Source organism: Nocardia yunnanensis (assembly GCF_003626895.1).
Classification (GTDB): Bacteria; Actinomycetota; Actinomycetes; order Mycobacteriales; family Mycobacteriaceae; genus Nocardia; species Nocardia yunnanensis.
In genome coordinates this window covers 5,434,751-5,451,559 of sequence record NZ_CP032568.1, presented here as the reverse complement: position 1 = coordinate 5,451,559, position 16,809 = coordinate 5,434,751, and the positions used below count along the sequence as shown (strand labels likewise).

Below are 16,809 nucleotides of genomic sequence, written 5' to 3'. Positions count from 1 at the left end.
CACAACCGCACAGCGAGCGGGCCCCGGCATCCACGCCGGGGGCCGCTCGCGTTTCCGAACTGCGGGTTTCGCCGCTGGGGTGTCAGTCCGCCGGGGGCAGCCAGCCGGTCTGGATCAGCTCCTCGCCCGCGCGGGTGGCGTAGGTGCCGCGGCCCGGGGGCTGCGGGCTGGGTCGCGTAGCGCCGAACAGCACGCCCTCCTCGCGGCTGCAGCTCATGATCAGGGAGGCGGAGTTGAGTTCCTTGAGGCGGTTGAGGGTGGCCTCGTACATGGCCCGGCCCGCACCGCCGGAGCGGCGGGCCAGGATGAGATGGAAGCCGAGATCCCGGGCGTGGGCCAGATGGTCGACCAGGGCGTGCAGCGGATTGCCGCTGGCATTGGCGACCAGGTCGTAGTCGTCGACGATGACGTACAGCTCCGGACCGCGCCACCAGGACCGCTCCTTGAGCTGCTGCGGGGTGACATCCGGGCCGGGCATGCGCTGGGTGACGTAGGCGGCGAGATCGGCCATGTTCTGGGTGAACTGCGGTGCGGTGGTGCCGTAACCGGCCAGGTAGCCCTGCGGGACGGTGCCGAGCATGGTGCGCCGGTAGTCGCCCATGATGATGCGGGCCTGGTCGGGGGTATTGGCCGCGCAGATGGACTGGACCAGCGACCGCAGCAGCGTGGTCTTGCCGGACTCCGAGTCCCCGATGACGACGAAGTGCTGTCCCGCGGCCAGATCGAGATACACCGGGGCCAGCTCGGATTCGTTGATGCCCAGCGGAAAACGCAGGCACGGCTGCGAACGGTCCACGTGCGCGGGCCAGTCCCCGGCCGAGCGCAGCAGCTCCTCGCGCGGCAGCCGCTCGGGCAGCATGCGCACCACCGGGGCCGGGCGGCCGGGCGTGAACCGGCTGATGGCCGAGACCGCCTGCGCCACACCGGTTCCCAGGGTCGCGGGATCGGGGTCGCCGTCCACCCGGGGCAGCGCCGTGAGCAGGTGCAGCCCGTCGGCGGTCATGCCGCGCCCGGGCCGTCCCATCGGCACCAGGGCGGCGTACTTGCGGCCCAGATCGGAGTCCATCGGATCGCCGAGCCGCAATTCGATGCGGGTGCCGATCTGATCCTTGAGGGCGGGCCGCGCCTCGGCCCACCGATTGAGCGACAGCACCACGTGCACGCCGTACGAAAGTCCTTGCACCGCAAGGTTCATGACGGTCTGTTCGAGCAGCTCGAATTCCTGCCGGAAGGTGCCGTACCCGTCGATCACCAGGAAGGCGTCGCCGAACGGATCGTCCTGCACGCCGCCGGCCGGATTGTCGACGCCCGGTTCGGTGGAGCGCAGCCGCCGGAACTCGGCCATGGATTCCACGCCCAGCCGCCGGAAGCTGGCCTCCCGCCGGCGCACGATCCCCACCAGCTCGGCCACGATGCGCCGCACCGTGTTCTCCTCCATGCGGGTGGCGACCGCGCCGACATGCGGCAGTCCCTCCAGCCCGACCATGGTGCCGCCGCCGAAGTCCAGCAGATAGAACTGCACCTGTTCGGCGGTGTGCGTCAACGACATCGCCATGACCAGCGAGCGCAGCGCCGTCGACTTGCCCGACTGCGGGCCGCCGACCACCGCCGCATTGCCGCGTGATCCGGACAGGTCGACCACCATGGGGTCGCGGCGCTGATCGTAGGGCCGGTCCACGATGCCGATCGGAGCCCGCAGCGCCGCAATGGGATTCCAGTCGCCGGTCAGGATGGAGCGCGGCAGCAGCGCGTCCAGGGTCGGGGGCTCGCCCAGTGGCGGCAGCCAGATCTCGTGGGCGGGGCGGCCGTGCCCGCGCACCCGCGACACCAGCATCTGCAGATTGGAGATCTGCTCCGCTTCCACCGGCGTCTCGATCAGCGCGGCCAGTTCGGGCAGCGGAATCCTGTCGGCGGCACGGAATTCCACGTGTGCGGCGGTGAACGGCCGCACGGTCACGTCGATCTCACCGGCCTGGGTGGCCACCGCGGCGTCACGCTGCGAGCCGCCGCCGACATAAGGTCCGGACACGTACGCCGATTGGAAGCGCTGGATCTCACCGGAGTCGGATTTCAGGTAGCCGCCGCCGGGATTGTTGGGCAGGTTGTAGGCGTCCGGCACGCCGAGTACCTGCCGGGATTCATTGGCGGAGAACGTCTTCAAGCCGATCCGGTACGACAGGTGGCTTTCCAGTCCCTTGAGCCGCCCCTCCTCCAGCCGCTGCGAGGCCAGCAGCAGATGCACGTGCAGCGAGCGTCCCAGCCGGCCGATCATGGTGAACAGCTCCGCGAAATCCGGGTGCTGCGACAGCAATTCGGAGAATTCGTCGAGCACCACGAACAGCGCGGGCATGGGATCCAGGTCCGCGCCGGCCGCGCGCGCCTTCTCGTATTCGGAGACGTTCGCGAAATTGCCCGCCGCGCGCAGCAGCTCCTGGCGGCGGTTCATCTCACCGGCCAGGGCGTCGCGCATGCGGTCGACCAGATCTGCCTCCTCCTCCAGGTTGGTGATGATGGCCGCGACGTGCGCGACCCCCTCCAGCCCGAGGAAGGTCGCGCCGCCCTTGAAGTCCACCAGCACGAAATTGAGCTGATCCGGCGAGTGCGTGGCGATGAGCGAAAGCACCAGCGTCCGCAGGAATTCCGACTTGCCCGACCCGGTCGCGCCGATACACAGCCCGTGCGGGCCCATGCCGCCCTCAGCGGCCTCCTTGATATCCAGAACCACCGGCAGCCCGTCGGCCCCGACCCCGAACGGCACCCGCAGCCGCTCCCTGCCGTAGCGCGGCTTCCACGCGGTCTCGGGGGTGAACGAGCCGATATCGCCGAGGTTCAGCAGCTGCGACCAGCTCGAGATGACCTCGCCCTCGTCACCGGTCGCCTCGGCGGCGCGCTGGGTGACGGCGCGGTAGGGCGCGAGCCGCCGGGCCGCCTGTTCGGCTTGTTTGACGGTGATGCGGTCGATGTCGGCGAAACGTTCCATCACCCCGGTGGGTCCGCGTCCGGCGCACGCGCCGTTCTCCACCACCATCTGAATGCCCCGCGAGGTGGCCAGCCGCGGCGCGTAGCCGCACAGGTCCAGAATGGTGACGCCCTCGAATCCGGTGTCGCGCAGCGGATCCTCTTCCGCCTCGAGCAGCCCGCCGTCCACGACGAGCACGATCTGGACCAGGTTCGGGTTGGGCGGCGCGTTGCGGGAGAAGCGAACCCGGTTGTACAGCAACGGGTTCAGGTCCGTGTGAGCCTCGCGGATGGAGCCGTAGACCATGCGGCGACTGCCCACCCCGTCCTGCGAGTCCGGATGCTGGGTGTGCGGAAGCCATTTGGTCCATTCCCATTCGCGCCCGGTGTCGGGCCCGCACACCACCGCCACGAGCACCTGGTCGGGACCCTGAAACATGGCCAGTTGCAGCAGCATCGCCCGGGTCATCTCCCGCGCCTGCACGCGGTCACCGTTGAGCTGGACGCAGGCGAAGCCCTTCACGGCGATGGCGGTGGGCAGATCCGGCACGGTGGAGTGGGTGCGCACGAACCGCCGCAGGGAGACCGCGGCAATGGGTTCCAGTTCCTCGACGGGCCCAGTTTCCGGGGCGACCAGTCTGGTAGCAAGTCTCTGGCTACCGAGCCCGATGCGGGCGTGGCAGAAGTCCCTGTCCCCCGGCCGCCGCTCCCACATGCGCGTGGTCCCGGCCAGCATCCAGATCAATCCGGGCTCGGGATGACTCCATTCCACGGCCGCCCGCTGCTGCCCGGCCGTGTCCTCCACATCCCGGCGCACCTGATCGAGATAGCGCAGATAGTCCTTGCGGTCCTCGTTCGCCTCGGCCGCCTTCTGCCCCTTGCCGCCCTGGCCCGCATACATCCCGACCATGGAGAACACCATCATCATCGGGAACATCAGGCTCATCGGATTGGACGCCAGCCCACTGCCGGAGGTGACCATGAGCGCCACCATCCCGAGCATGCCGACACCCATCACGACGGGCATCAGCTTCGAGAACAGATTGGCCGGGACCGCCCGGGGGATCTCCGGCGGCGGCTGCAGGGTCACCTCACCGCCGGGCGTGCGGGGCATCTCCCGGCGTGGACGGCGCTGGAACCGTACGGTGCTCATCGCTGATTTTCACCCATCGAATCCCGCGGACATGCGGCCTCAGTGTACGGACGGCAACCATCATGCCGTACAGTGCGGGCGTGACGCACTCGCGTACGGATCATCTCGATGAAATCCGCCCCGATCCGGCGGGCGCCGTCCGCGCGCCCGACCTGGCACGAGTCACCATTCTGGCCAAGCACACCCAGGTCGATATGGCCATTCCCGTCGATGTGCCGGTGGCACTGGTCATTCCGAGCGTGGTCGACATGGTCGATCAGCACAATCGCGTCAACGACTTCTCCCACGACGGTGAGCAGTTCGCGCCCCACGAGTGGGTGCTGGCCCGCATCGGGCAGCCGCCGTTCTCCAATTCCCTGAGCCTGGCCGAACAGGGCGTGCGCGACGGCGAACTGCTCATGCTCGAGAGCGCCGCGCACATCGCGCCCACGCCGCTGTTCGACGACATCATGTACAACGTCGCCATCGCCGACGCCGACCACTTCCGCGGTTGGACGCCCCGCACCGCCCGGCTGACCGGATCCATGCTGGCGGTGGCGATCATGCTGGTCGGCTGCTTCGGCCTGCTGGCCGCACCGACCGCCCTCCCGGGCTGGATCAGCGGCATCGTGGCCACCTTCGTCACGCTGCTGCTGGTGACCGCGAGCATGGTGCTGGCTCGCATGTACCGCGATCAGGCCAGTGCGCTGGTGCTGGGCGGCTGCGCGCTGCCGACCGCGTTCAGTGCGGGCATGCTGTTCGTTCCCAGCCATTACGGCTGGGCCAACGCGCTGCTGGGCGCGGTCCTGGCCGGAGCCACCGCCATGCTGACCTGGCGGGTGAGCGGCGTCGGGCTGGGCCTGTTCATCGGCGCGACCGCGCTGGCGGTCTTCGCCGTCCCGGCCACCCTGGTGGGCCTGCTGACCGGGTTGCCCGCGCACGCCATCGGCGGCGGCGCGGCGGCGCTCGGCCTGGCCGGGTTGTCGCTGGCCCCAAGGCTTTCCATGCTGCTGGCCAAACTCCCGCTGCCGCCGGTGCCCGCCCCGGGCACCCCGATCGATCCCACCGAGGACGATCCCGACGACCATCGCGCCCTGCCCACCATGGAGGCGCTGCGCGCGAAATCCGAACGGGCGCGCGAATATCTGGCCGGACTCGTCACAGCCACCACCGTGGTGGTCGTGACCGGTGCGGTCACGGCGGTGAATCTCACTGCGGGCAGCCCGTATTGGCCGGGTCTGGCACTGGCGCTGGTGTGCGCGGTGGTGCTGATGTTCCGCAGCCGCACCTACGCGGGCGCGGAGCAGGCGGTCGTACTGCTCGTGGGCGGGACCGCCATCGTGCTGCTGGTGCTGATCGGCGCGGCCCTCACCCAGCGCCAGCCGCTCACCGTTTTCGGTGTGGCGCTGGTGCTTTTCGCCGCGGCCCTGGTGCTGGGCATCATCGTGCCGCGCCAGCAGGCGACGCCGCCCACCCGCCGCGCGGTGGAACTGCTCGAATACGCCTTCGTCGCCGCCGTGGTGCCGCTGACGTTCTGGGTGACCGATCTGTACTCGCTCGTGCGCGGACTGTGACCGGAATCGACGAGGCACCATGGGCAGCAAAGGTTTTCACACGACCGCCGCGGCTTTGACGCTGGCGCTGAGCGTCTCGTTCGGCGCCGGACCGGCGGCGGCCGACCATCCGCCCCCCATCGACGCGGGCCTGCTTCCGCCGGGCGGTCCGGCGACACCGCCCACCGAGACCGAACACCCCGCGAACTCGCCCTGCTTCAGCACCCAGGCGGGCGGTGACGGCCCCACCATCCCGCCCACCCAGCGCACCCTGGAGCTGCCCGACGCCTGGCAGTTCGCCAGGGGCGCAGGACAATTGGTGGCGGTCATCGATACCGGGGTGTCACCGCACCCCCGGCTGCCGGGCCTGATTCCCGGCGGCGATTACGTCGCAGCCGGCGGTGACGGCATCGAGGACTGCGACGCCCACGGCACCATCGTCGCCGGCCTCATCGGGGCCGCCCAACTCCCGGGCCAGGGTTTCGCCGGGGTCGCCCCGGAAGCGCGGATCATGACCATTCGCCAGACCAGCGCCCTGTATCAGACCAAGGGCGCGGGCAAGGAGAAGGGCCCCGACGACATGCCCGACGGCTACGGCAAGATCTCCGCGCTGGCCTCGGCCGTGCGCCGGGCCGCCGACGCGGGCGCGCGAGTCATCAATATCTCGTTGGTCGCCTGCCCCACCAGTGAACCGACCAGCGCCGAGATGGGCGCGCTGGGCGCGGCGGTGCAGTACGCGGCCCTCGACAAGGACGCGGTGATCGTGGCCGCGGCCGGCAATACCGATACCTGCAAGGCGAGCAATCCGGGCCTGGATCCCTTGCACCCCACCGACGATCCGTGGGATCACGTGAATTCCTATGTGGTGCCCGCGTGGTGGGACGCCTATGTGCTGTCGGTCGGTTCGGTGGACGCCTTCGGCCAACCCTCCAAGTTCAGCGTGCCCGGGCCGTGGGTCGGGGTGGCCGCGCCGGGCGAGAACATCATCTCCCTCGACCCCCGCAACACCGGGCTGACCACCGCCAAGGTCACCAACCAAGGACAGGTGACGCCATACAGCGGAACGAGTTTCGCCGCGCCGCAGGTGTCGGGTGTGGCGGCGTTGGTGCGTTCCCGCTTCCCGGACCTGAGCGCCGCCGAGGTCATCCAACGCATCGAGGCCACCGCACACGCGCCGGGCGAGGGCTGGAACCCCTACATCGGTTACGGCACAGTCGATCCCGTCGCCGCCCTCAGCGACCAGGTGCCCCGGCAGCTGCCGCCGAAGCTGCCCGCCGGCGCCCGCGAACAACAGCTGCCCCTGCCGAAACCCGCGCCCGCACCGGACAATACGGCGCGCGACGTGGCTCTGATCGGCACCGGGATCGTCGCGCTGCTGCTGGTGCTCGGTTTCCTGGCCTCGTTCCCCCTGCGCCGTCGTTTCGGCGTACACGACACCGCCGCCTGACTCAGTTCGCCCCGGGCGCTTGGGTTTTCACCGGTTCCTTGGCCGGGCTCGGGTCCGGAGCCACGCCGTCGTGGGCGACCATGGCGGCCTCGCGGCTGAGCGTCGGTCCGGGCGCGAGCAAGCCCAGGATCGGCCACGGCGCGGGCTCGGGGCGCACCTTCTCCGGGTCCATGCCCAGCGCCTTGGCGGCATCCAGATTCTTGATGCCGAACCGCACCCCGTAGTCGGAGACGAAGAACAGGCTGTCGTGCCGCTGGCTGTCCGGCTCGATCCCGGTGGACTGCACGTACGCGCCCGCCCCCGGCTTCAGGTAGAAGCTGTCCACATTCGGCCCGCTGCCGTCGGCCTGGGCCAGCGGAACCAGCTTGGCGCGGTCGGGAATCGGCACCGCGTGCCCGGTGAGCACGGTCAGCTCGGCGTGTTTGCTGCCGTCGGAGGTGTCGGCCGAACTCAGCGGCCGCCACGACAGGCAGTCGATGGGCTGATCCTTGCCGTCCACGATCTCCGGCGCCGCGTCCGGATAGTCGGCCACCCGCAAGGCCGCGGACACCGGCGCGCCGGTCCGATCGGCCTGCGCGATGTGATCGTCGGCCGCCGCGGACCGGTAGGCATTGCGAATGATGTCGGCGGTCAGCGGCGACACCGGTTGCAAGCCGTCGGCCAGCACCACGTAGTACTTGCTGTCGGTGCGCACCTGCACGACATCACCGATGCGGTGCTCCCCGATCGGGTAACCCGGTGCGGCGCCGGCGTTCTCGATGGGCGGAGCCACCAGCGGCAGCACCTCGGGAACGGCGTTGAGCAGCCCCTCGCTGATCGGCCGCGGTGTCTGGCCGCGCAGGTCGAGGGCGTCGACCACGGCGCGATCGTTCAGATCGATCTGGGCGCGCTCGTTGCCGTAGATCAGGTACGTGTGGTCGCGTCCCTGCACCAGCAGCGCCTTGCCCGTCCCCAGCGCGGATGCCTTGTCCGCCAAGGTCACATCGCCCGCGAGCACCGAGGTGGTGAGGTTGCGGCTGCCGTCGTTGGACAGCGCGTCGCACACCGTCCAGGTGCGGCCGTCGCCGCCGTCGAAGTTCAACGAGGTGGGCGCGCCCGGAATGCCGATCAGCTGTCCGCGCGGCTTCTTCGACAGCTCGGATTCCTTGACCGTCGCGGGCTTGGCGGCATCGCCCGCGGCCAGCCGCGCCGAGGCGATGTTCAACGCCGGGTGCACCACGTTGTCGAGCACCACGTAGACCGCGCCGGTGTCCTTGCCGATGAGGATCTTGTTGGACCCGATCTTGTCCTGCGGCCGCAGCAGAGCCAACACCCCGCAACCCGCCAGCGCGACACACGCGAGGATGAGTCCGGCGGCGAGGGCGCGCGACTGGGACCGCATGGGGTCGTGCAGCATTCGCACGTCCCTGCGGACCAGGGCGTGCTCCATGCGACGGACCAGGAAGCGGTAACCGCTCACCTGCCATCGGGTCGTGGGTTTCGAAGGCATCCAAGTCCCCGGAAGGTCGTTGCGTTCGCCGCACACAGTACAGTTACCAGGACCTTCATTCGCACTCGGCCACCGCACGAGATCGCGCGCGGGCCGAAACTCGGGGAGCCGGGGACCGACGATGACTACCGATTCCGGGGGTACGGCCCGGCCGCTGTTCGGCCGGATCTCCGTCACGAATCTGGTCTGGGCGCAGCTGGCCGGACTGGTCGTTCTGATCGTGGCCGTGGCCTGCGGGATGGCCTGGTGGGGCGCTCTCACTGTCGGCGTGGTGGTCGGTCTGGTTCTTCTCGTCCCACTGGGCAAACGCACAGTTTCCGATTGGCTCGCCACCCGCGGCCGCTTCCGGGCTCGCCGCGGGCATCCGCCCGCCGACATCATCGACTTCCACGACCCCGACGGCCGCTCACTCGGGCTCTACCGCGACGGCAGCCGCGTGGTCGCGGTCGTCGAACTGCTCGCGCCCCGGGGCGGACTGACCCGGCTCGGCCGCGCCACCGTGCGTTCCACCCATCTGCTGCCGCTGCCCGAACTCGCGAAAAGCCTGAGCCAGCACGACATTCTGCTGGCCGGCATCGATATCGTCTCGCACGGCTACCGCAGCCGGTCCGGCACTCCGGCGGGCGCGATCTACGAATCCCTGCTCGGCCCGCTGCCCGCCACCGCCCACCGCACGGTATGGCTGGCCATCGCCTTCGACCCGCTCACCTGCCCGGAGGCCACGGCCCGGCGCGGCGGCGGGCTGCCGGGCGCCTGCCGTGCCGTCACCGTCGCCACCCGCCGCATCGTGCGCACCCTCGAGGACGGCGACTGCACCGCCCGGGTGCTCACCGCGCCCGAGATTCGCCAGGCCGCGCTGCAGGTCACCGCCGGCGTGGATCCCGGTGCGCTGACCCAGCACTGGCGCTACACCGAACTCGGCAACAGCGTGAACATCGGCGCGGCCGTCGACCCCCGGCAGCTGGCCTCGGAGCTGCTCGCCCAGCTGTGGGTGCCCGCCTCCCGCGGCACCACGGTGGCCGTGCGACTGCGCCCCGGCCGCAGCGTCGACACCGTGCGCATCGGCGCGGCCTGGCGGATCACCGCCCGCGAACTGCCGCAGGAACCGGTGCAGCGGCACATGATCTCGATGAACGGCCGCCATCGGGAGGGGCTGCTCGCGCATCTGCCGTTCGCGGTGCCGGGCCTGGACGAGACCGTCCCCACCGAGATCCGCGCCATCGAGGCCATCGAGGCGCTGCAGCTGCCGTCGGCGGGCTGCGGACAACTGCTGGGCTCCGACGACGCCGGCAACGGCGTCGCCGTACGCCTTGTCGGACAGGGTATTTCGAGCGTGTTCGTGGCGGGCGAGCTCTATCTGGCACAGCAGATCGTGTTCCGCGCGCTGGCCGTCGGCGAGCGCGTGCTCATCCGCACCGACCGGCCCGACGCCTGGCAGCAGCTGGTCACCACCATCGGCAATCCGCAACGACTGGCCATCGCGGTCGAAACCCACCGCTCCGACGCCGATTTCACCGCCACCGTGGTGGACGGCGTGCTCGCGCCCGCGCCGCACGCCGGGATCACCACCCTCACCCTCACCGGGGATCCGCTGGGCTGGCCGAGCAGCACCCCCGATCTGTCGATCCACCAGCCGGGCGCGACCGGGAACCGAATCATCCTGCGCACCGGGACCACCGAGGTGCCGCTGACGCTGGTCTCCATTCCCCGCGAGGCCACCTATATCGGAACCCCGTGCGCGGCAAACGCTTTCGCGTCCTAGCTACCGGGGTACGGGTCGGCCGCCCGCGCGGTGCGCAAAGCCGTTGCCCACCAGGACAGTTGACGCAGCATCCGGGCGCAGGCGTCGATGGCCGCGGCGTCGGCGGTCTGCCCGTCGGCGTCGAACTTGCGTTTGGCCTCGTGAAAACTGACCGTCTCGCGCACGGAGACCATATGGATCTCCGCCACCACCTGCCGCAGCTGCTCGACGGCGCGCAGCCCGCCGGACAGGCCGCCGTAGCTGACGAAACCGATGGGCTTGCCGCGCCATTCGCGCTTCACGCTGTCGAAGGCCGTCTTCAGCGACGCCGGATAGCCGTGGTTGTACTCGGAGGTGACGGCCACGAACGCGTCGGCCGCTTCGACGCGTCGCTGGAAGGCCCGCACCGCGTCGGTCTCGATGAGATCCACCGGCAGCGGCGTATCGATCAGGTCGATCACGCCCACCTCGAAATCCGCGTCGGCGCCCGCCTGCCGCAGGAACCAGTCCGCGACCACCGGCGCGAACCGCTTGGGCCGCACACTGGCGACGATGGCCTCGAGCCGCAGCGGAGTGTCCATGCCGTGAGCCTAGCCACCGCGGGCAACCCGTCCGGGCATTCAGCGTCGTCCGGCCCCGCGCAGCGCGTACTCGGCCAGGCCCGCGGCGGGCAGGGTGCGCGCGGTGAACTCCAGCGCCTGCCGCGCTCGCTCCGGATGTGCCACCACATGGCGGATATCGGTGACCCGGCAGTGCCCGGTCACCACCGGCGTGGGCCCGTCCACCGCCTTGGCCATGGTCGAGGCCACCTCCCACAGCGTCAGCGGCCGGCCCGAGGCGATGTTCAACGGCACGAAGCCGGGCAGCGGGCGCTCCACGGCTGCGACGGTCGCGACCGCGGCGTCGCGCACCTGCACGAAATCCCGGACCTGCCCGCCGTCTTCGAACACCTGCGGCGGCCGTCCGGCGAGCAGCTCGGCCCGAAACCGCGCCGCCACACCGGATTCCGCGGAGCGCACGTGCCGGCCGTCGGCCACCGGCTCGCCGTAGAGGTGGTGATAGCGCAGCACGGCGGCGTTGCCGCCGGTGTTGGCGACCCAGGCCAGCGCGTAGTGCTCCTGCGCGACTTTGCTTGCGGCATAGGCGCTGCGCGGTCGCAGCGGGGCGTCCTCCCCCATCGGCTCCCAGGTCAGCACATCACCGGACCGCAGCTCCCGATGATCGAACATGCCCCGATCCAGATCCCGCCGCCGGCGCAGTCCGGGGTAGAAGACCCCGCCCCGCGCGCCGCGATACCGGCCCTCCCCGTACACCGCGACCGAGGACCCGAGGACCAGCCGCCGCACCCCCGCCCGCTCCATCGCCGCCAGCAGCACGGCCGTGCCGGCGTCGTTGTGGGTGGCGTACAGCGCGGCCCACCGCATGCCGTCCATTCCGGCCCGTTCGCTCGAGCGGCCGGCGCCGAGCGGCGCGCGTACGCACGGGCCGGTGCCGGGTCCCGATTCGCGCTCGGAGGTCGTGTCGGCCGCGGTCACCGGACCGCGATGGCCGTCCCCGCGCGGACCCTGTCCCCCATGCCCCAGCAGAGATCGCGGGAACTCCTGCGACAGCGGGGAATTCGCGGGATCGGCCGGCGCCGGCCCGCGCGGCTGCGGCAGCGGCACCGCCGCGGCCAGATGACAGACCACGTCCACCCCGTCGAGCAGCGGCTCCAGCGCCTCGTGCTCGCGGATATCGACCCGATGAACATCTTCCGGGACAGCGGGATTCGGGCCGTGCACCGATTCCAGCAGGAAATCCACCCCGATGACCTCGTGCCCCGCCGCCCGCAGGGCGCGCTGAACATGGGAGCCCAGGTACCCGGCCGCGCCGGTCAGCAGCACGCGCAGGGGGTCGCCACCGCCCGCATTCATGCCTCCAGCTTATTGGACCTGCGACCGACGGTGGCCCCCGGCGGGGGACGTAACCCGAATTCCTATTCAGTGATGGACATTCCGGACGAAATCAACGGCCGGAGGCCGCCGCGAGCAGGTGCGACGAGGCACCGCGGGGCACAGCGTGGCGCCCCGGTCGCTCGGGCGGCAGTCCATACCGTTCGGTCGTTTGACCCCGGTCAGGGCAGTTCGAACGGCAGTTGCACGCCGGTGCCGGTGAGAACGCGGCACTTGTCGCAGGTGTCGTCGCCGTCGACCGCGGCCACGGCACGGCGCACCAGGGCCTTGAACGGCACCAGGTTGCGCTCGAACTCGGCGAAGACGTCGGCGGCGCTGACACCCTCGCCCGACTCCAGCCCGGCGTCCAGGTCGGTGACGAGAGCGATTGCGGAGTAGCACATTTCGAGCTCACGGGCCAGCACGGCCTCCGGGTGACCGGTCATATTGACCAGCTCCCAGCCCTGCCCGGCGAACCAGCGGCTCTCGGCGCGGGTGGAGAACCGCGGGCCCTCCACCACGACCATGGTGCCGTGATCGCGCGAGGGCAGCTCGGTGCCCAGGGAAGCGATTGCGGCCGAACGCAGTTCGTCGCAGTACGGATCGGCGAAGGAGACGTGCACGCCGCCGGCGTCGTAGAAGGTCTGGGCGCGGCCGGAGGTGCGGTCCACCAGCTGATCGGGCACCGCGACCGTGCCCGGCCCCCAATCGGCGCGCAGGCTGCCGACCGCGCACGGCCCGAAGACGCGACGCACGCCCAGCGTGCGCAGCGCCCACATATTGGCGCGATACGGCACGGTGTGCGGGGAGTATTCGTGTTTGCGGCCGTGCCGCGGCAGGAACGCGACCGAGCGCCCCTCCACCTGGCCGATGGTGATGGGCGCACTGGGCGCGCCGTAGGGGGTCTCGACCTCGACCGTGGTGGCGTCGTCGCCGAAGAAGTCGTAGAACCCACTGCCTCCGATAATGGCGAGCGTCGCCCGTGCATCCGAACTCATGGCCCCGATTCTTGCGCATGCGCGCATGAGTGGTGGGACCAGGGCGAACCATGTACCCTAGGGGGGTATTGCCGCCACGGAGACAGGACGCGCAGGTGACCAACGACAACACCGCCACCGCAGAAACCCCGGCCGAGTCCTGCCACGATCACGCCACCCACGGCTACATCACCGCCAAGGACGACTACCTCAAGCGCCTGCGCCGCATCGAAGGTCAGGCCCGCGGCCTGCAGCGCATGGTCGAGGAGGAGAAGTACTGCATCGACATCCTCACCCAGGTGTCGGCCATGACCAAGGCCCTGCAGGCGGTCGCCATGGGCCTGCTCGAAGATCACATCAGCCACTGCGTCGTCGACGCGGCCGTGGCGGGCGGCCCCGAGGCCGAAGCCAAGATCAAAGAGGCTACTGACGCCATCGCCCGGCTGGTCCGCAGCTAGCTCTCGCCGAGATTCTCCAGCGCACGGGGCAGAGTCAGCAGGCGGCGGTGCCGTCGGGGTAGGTCCCGAAGGACATGGGCAGGGCCCAGCGGTCCGGGCCGGCTTGCCAGCCGGTCGGCGCGCGACGGGAACCGCGGCGCACCGGAGCCAGATTCTTGCGCTCGTGCGGGGCGCGGGTGGATTCGCGTGGGGGGCTCGCGGTCTCGATGCCGCCGATTTCCAAGTCGGCGTAGAGGATTCCTTCGTCACCCTCGGCCAGGGGCGTCACCGCCTCCGCGCCGTCGGCGCCGTAGATGCGCGCGGAGCCGGTGGGGGCGTCCGTACGGGGGCGCGCCATGCCGCCCCAGGCGCGCGGCCCCGCCACGGCGGTGGGCGCGAGGACGAACGCGCCGACCTCGAGCGCGTACATGCGGCTCACCGTGATGCGCGAATCCGGGCCGCCCCCATCGCCGTACGGATTCGCGGGCCAGGCGGCGACGTGGATCTGCTCCTCGTCGGCACGCAGGGCGCGGGTGAGCAGCGGGCGCTGATTCTCCTGCCCGGACAACGCGCCGTACTTGCCGATCGGAGTGTGGTGCACGGCAGGCAGATTCGGGGTTCCGGACGCGAAGATCTTGCGTTCGATGCTGTTGAGCCCCGCCTTGCGGCGCACCGACAGCAACTCGCCGGAATCGTCGATGACGGCCTGCGACAGATAGATTCGCCGATCCTGCCGTTCGCCGAAGCCGAGGACGACGTGAATACCGTGGGCGGCCGCCGCATCGGTGATCGCGCGCATTTCCTCGCCATCCCGGGTCATCGAATTCTCGCGGCAGCGGGTCGAATACTCGACATTCCACTGATTCGTCTCGATCCAGCGCCACCACGGATATCCCGGGAGAAACGCCTCCGGAAATGCGATCAGCCGAGCGCCCCGCGTGGCAGCCGTTTCGATCAGTTCGACGACCTGCTCGACACCGTCGGACAGCCGCAACCAGCTGGGTTCGGCCTGAACGGCCGCGACTCGCACCGTAATCCTCATCGCTTATCCCTCATGGCAGGTGATGCTTGCCAAGAGTTTCCACCAAAACAATGGCTACGGGTGCCGAATCACCGACTGATCATGCCATTGCGCGAAATGCCCCGGGAGTCGTCCCCATTTCCAGGCGGAAGCTTCGGTAGAAACTACGCTCCGTCAGGAATCCCGAGGCTTTGGCCACCGCGGAAAGCGGCAACTGCGGCGCATTTCGCAGCAGATCGCAAGCGCGTTCGATGCGCATGCGCCGCAACACGGTTCCGGGGCCGCCCTCGAACTCCCCGAATACCCGATACAGCGTACGCCGAGACATGCGGCAGCCCTCCGCGATTCGATCGACTCCGAGATCCGGATCCGCGCAGTGGCTGCGCATGAAGGCCAAGACCCGCTGCCGGTTCAACGCGTCCGCGGACTGATCGCGGGGGACGCGCCCGGCCGCGGCGGTCACGGCGGCGGCGAGCAGATCCATGCCGGGCTCGGCCAGAATCGCCGCCCCGCCCGGATCGGTGCGCTGCAATCCCGCGACGCCCCGGAAATACTGCGCGACGATGCCCGGCGCGGTATCGGCGGAAAAGCTTGTCGCGGTCGGAATCTCGCGGCCGTCCACGCCGTAGCGCTCATGCAATCGAGACAAGGGAACCTGCACCACGACTTGTTCGAACTCCTGTTGCGCGTCCCAGCGATAGGGGCGGGTGCTGTCGTAGAACACGATCGCGCCCGGGGTCGCGTCGGTCACGCGGCTGTCCTGATGCAGCCGCGCGGCGCCCTGCGTGGGAATGCTGGCGAGCAGGTACTCGTCGGCGCCGCGGGCGATGAGCGATTCGGTGCGCCGGATCAGCTGCGGGGTCGAGCCGATGATGGAAAGATCCAGCTCGTCGTAGCGCGCGTGCTCGATATAGCCCCGAAAGCGACCGGTCGGTATTGGTGAAACGGCAAGCGGCACATACGCGGCCGTCACTTGCGCTTCCCAGCGCTCGAAGGCCTCCGTCGACGACTGTTCCGGCCCGGATCGCACATCGATCCGACTGACCGCTGCTGACGCGTTCACTCCCCGTCCCTCGGTGACACAGTTCGGCCCAGGTACGACCGAATACTCGGGAGAGTGTGTCAGATCGCCGGAGGACGGGCCAATGCACCGGCGGGGTACACCGCTGTACCACTAGGCGGCCGATTCGCAGCTCAGGTCCAACTCCAGATCCGCGTACAGCAAACCCTGTTCGTGCCCGCCCAACGGCGACGCCAGCTCCTCGCCGCCCGGCGCGAAAATCCGTGCGTGCCCGCCCGGTCCGCGCACCAGCTGCTTGGCCGACTCGCAGCCCTGCCGGCTCTCGCTGCCCGCCACGTCCATCACCGCGCAGGCCGCGATCACATTGAGCTGTCCCACCACCGCGTACCAGAGCGTGGCCGCGTTGTTCACCCGCACACCCCAGTCCACGTCCCGGGCTACGATGAAGCCGGGCCACGACACCACGTGGATCTGCGCCCCGGTGCGTTCGAGTTCGCGCCGGGCCGGCAGGTGCAACTGCTCGGAGCCGCCCTGCACCGCGATGCGGCCGATGCCGGTGCGGAAGACCTCCGACTCGCCGGGCTCACCACACCGGAAGATCTTGTGCTCCAACGGCGTCAGCTCGGGCTTACGACGGACTCCGAGCAGCACCCCTCGATCATCGATCAGGCACTGCGACAGGTAGAGCGCGCTGCCGCAGCGTTCGCTGAAGCCGAGCAGCACGTGAATCCGATGCCGCCGCGCGGCGTCGGCGATGCGCCGGAACTCGGTGCGGCCCACCGTCATCGAATTCGTCCGGTAGCGCGCGAAGAATCCTTGGCCCCAGCTCACCGAGTCCAGCCACAGCCACCACGGGTAGCCCGGCAGAAAGCTCTCCGGGAATGCCACCAGTTGCGCACCACCCGCCGCGGCGTCCTCGATCAGCTCGATGGCCTGCTGCACACCGGCGCGCAGATCCAACCACCGCGGCTCGGCTTGGACGGCTGCGACTCGCACCTTCGTCGGCACCTCGGCTCCTTCGACGGGTCGGATGATCTGTGCAATCACCCTTCGCCGAACGCGTGCCCCGAACAGCGACATACCGTGCCGAGCTAGGGACCCC

Annotated in this window: 12 protein-coding genes; 4 read left to right on the top strand and 8 right to left on the bottom strand. The window is 69.9% G+C overall.

All coding sequences use genetic code 11. The annotated features are described in order from the left end of the window. Window positions 1–82: 82 nt before the first annotated feature. A complete protein-coding gene (gene eccCa, locus D7D52_RS25610) occupies window positions 83–4,111 on the bottom strand; it encodes a type VII secretion protein EccCa (RefSeq protein ID WP_120740325.1) in 4,029 nt (1,342 codons plus the stop codon). An 80-nt stretch (window positions 4,112–4,191) separates the two neighbouring features. Here eccCa and eccD point away from each other — a divergent pair, with 80 nt between their 5' ends. Then, on the top strand, window positions 4,192–5,664 hold the full coding sequence (gene eccD, locus D7D52_RS25605; RefSeq protein WP_120744459.1) for a type VII secretion integral membrane protein EccD: 1,473 nt from the start codon (window positions 4,192–4,194) through the stop codon (window positions 5,662–5,664). Window positions 5,665–5,683: 19 nt separating this feature from the next. Then, window positions 5,684–7,090 carry a type VII secretion-associated serine protease mycosin gene (gene mycP / locus D7D52_RS25600; RefSeq protein ID WP_120740323.1) on the top strand — a complete coding sequence of 469 codons (1,407 nt, stop codon included), beginning with the start codon at window positions 5,684–5,686 and terminating at the stop codon, window positions 7,088–7,090. A gap of 1 nt (window position 7,091) precedes the next feature. Here mycP and eccB read toward each other — a convergent pair whose 3' ends face one another. Next, the gene (eccB, locus tag D7D52_RS25595) at window positions 7,092–8,579 is read right to left on the bottom strand and encodes a type VII secretion protein EccB (RefSeq protein ID WP_120740321.1); all 1,488 of its coding nucleotides are present in this window, start codon (window positions 8,577–8,579) and stop codon (window positions 7,092–7,094) included. A 121-nt stretch (window positions 8,580–8,700) separates the two neighbouring features. On the opposite strand from eccB, the gene eccE reads away from it, so the two are divergent. Further along, window positions 8,701–10,341: a type VII secretion protein EccE gene (gene eccE, locus D7D52_RS25590; protein ID WP_120740319.1), complete on the top strand. Its 1,641-nt coding sequence runs from the start codon at window positions 8,701–8,703 to the stop codon at window positions 10,339–10,341. Here the strand turns inward: eccE and D7D52_RS25585 are convergent. The 3 genes from D7D52_RS25585 to D7D52_RS25570 all read right to left on the bottom strand — a co-directional run bounded on the left by D7D52_RS25585 (window position 10,338) and on the right by D7D52_RS25570 (window position 13,249). Then, complete coding sequence (locus D7D52_RS25585) at window positions 10,338–10,901, bottom strand: NADPH-dependent FMN reductase (RefSeq protein ID WP_120740317.1); 564 nt, start codon at window positions 10,899–10,901, stop codon at window positions 10,338–10,340. The two genes, eccE and D7D52_RS25585, sit on opposite strands and share 4 nt — an antisense overlap. Window positions 10,902–10,940: 39 nt before the next feature. Beyond that, a complete protein-coding gene (locus D7D52_RS39450) occupies window positions 10,941–12,233 on the bottom strand; it encodes an NAD-dependent epimerase/dehydratase family protein (protein WP_425464567.1) in 1,293 nt (430 codons plus the stop codon). 200 nt (window positions 12,234–12,433) lie between these two features. After that, the gene (locus tag D7D52_RS25570) at window positions 12,434–13,249 is read right to left on the bottom strand and encodes an S-methyl-5'-thioadenosine phosphorylase (RefSeq protein WP_120740315.1); all 816 of its coding nucleotides are present in this window, start codon (window positions 13,247–13,249) and stop codon (window positions 12,434–12,436) included. A gap of 95 nt (window positions 13,250–13,344) precedes the next feature. On the opposite strand from D7D52_RS25570, the gene D7D52_RS25565 reads away from it, so the two are divergent. After that, the gene (locus tag D7D52_RS25565; RefSeq protein WP_187703039.1) at window positions 13,345–13,686 is read left to right on the top strand and encodes a metal-sensitive transcriptional regulator; all 342 of its coding nucleotides are present in this window, start codon (window positions 13,345–13,347) and stop codon (window positions 13,684–13,686) included. A 34-nt stretch (window positions 13,687–13,720) separates the two neighbouring features. Here the strand turns inward: D7D52_RS25565 and D7D52_RS25560 are convergent, their stop codons facing one another. From D7D52_RS25560 to D7D52_RS25550, 3 genes are all read right to left on the bottom strand, one after another. Beyond that, a complete protein-coding gene (locus D7D52_RS25560; RefSeq protein ID WP_120740313.1) occupies window positions 13,721–14,707 on the bottom strand; it encodes a nitrilase-related carbon-nitrogen hydrolase in 987 nt (328 codons plus the stop codon). Window positions 14,708–14,786: 79 nt separating this feature from the next. Further along, entirely contained in the window at window positions 14,787–15,659 is an 873-nt protein-coding gene (locus D7D52_RS25555) for an AraC-like ligand-binding domain-containing protein (RefSeq protein ID WP_162958533.1), read from the bottom strand. A gap of 201 nt (window positions 15,660–15,860) precedes the next feature. Continuing rightward, window positions 15,861–16,715: a nitrilase-related carbon-nitrogen hydrolase gene (locus D7D52_RS25550; protein WP_162958532.1), complete on the bottom strand. Its 855-nt coding sequence runs from the start codon at window positions 16,713–16,715 to the stop codon at window positions 15,861–15,863. Window positions 16,716–16,809 lie beyond the last annotated feature (94 nt).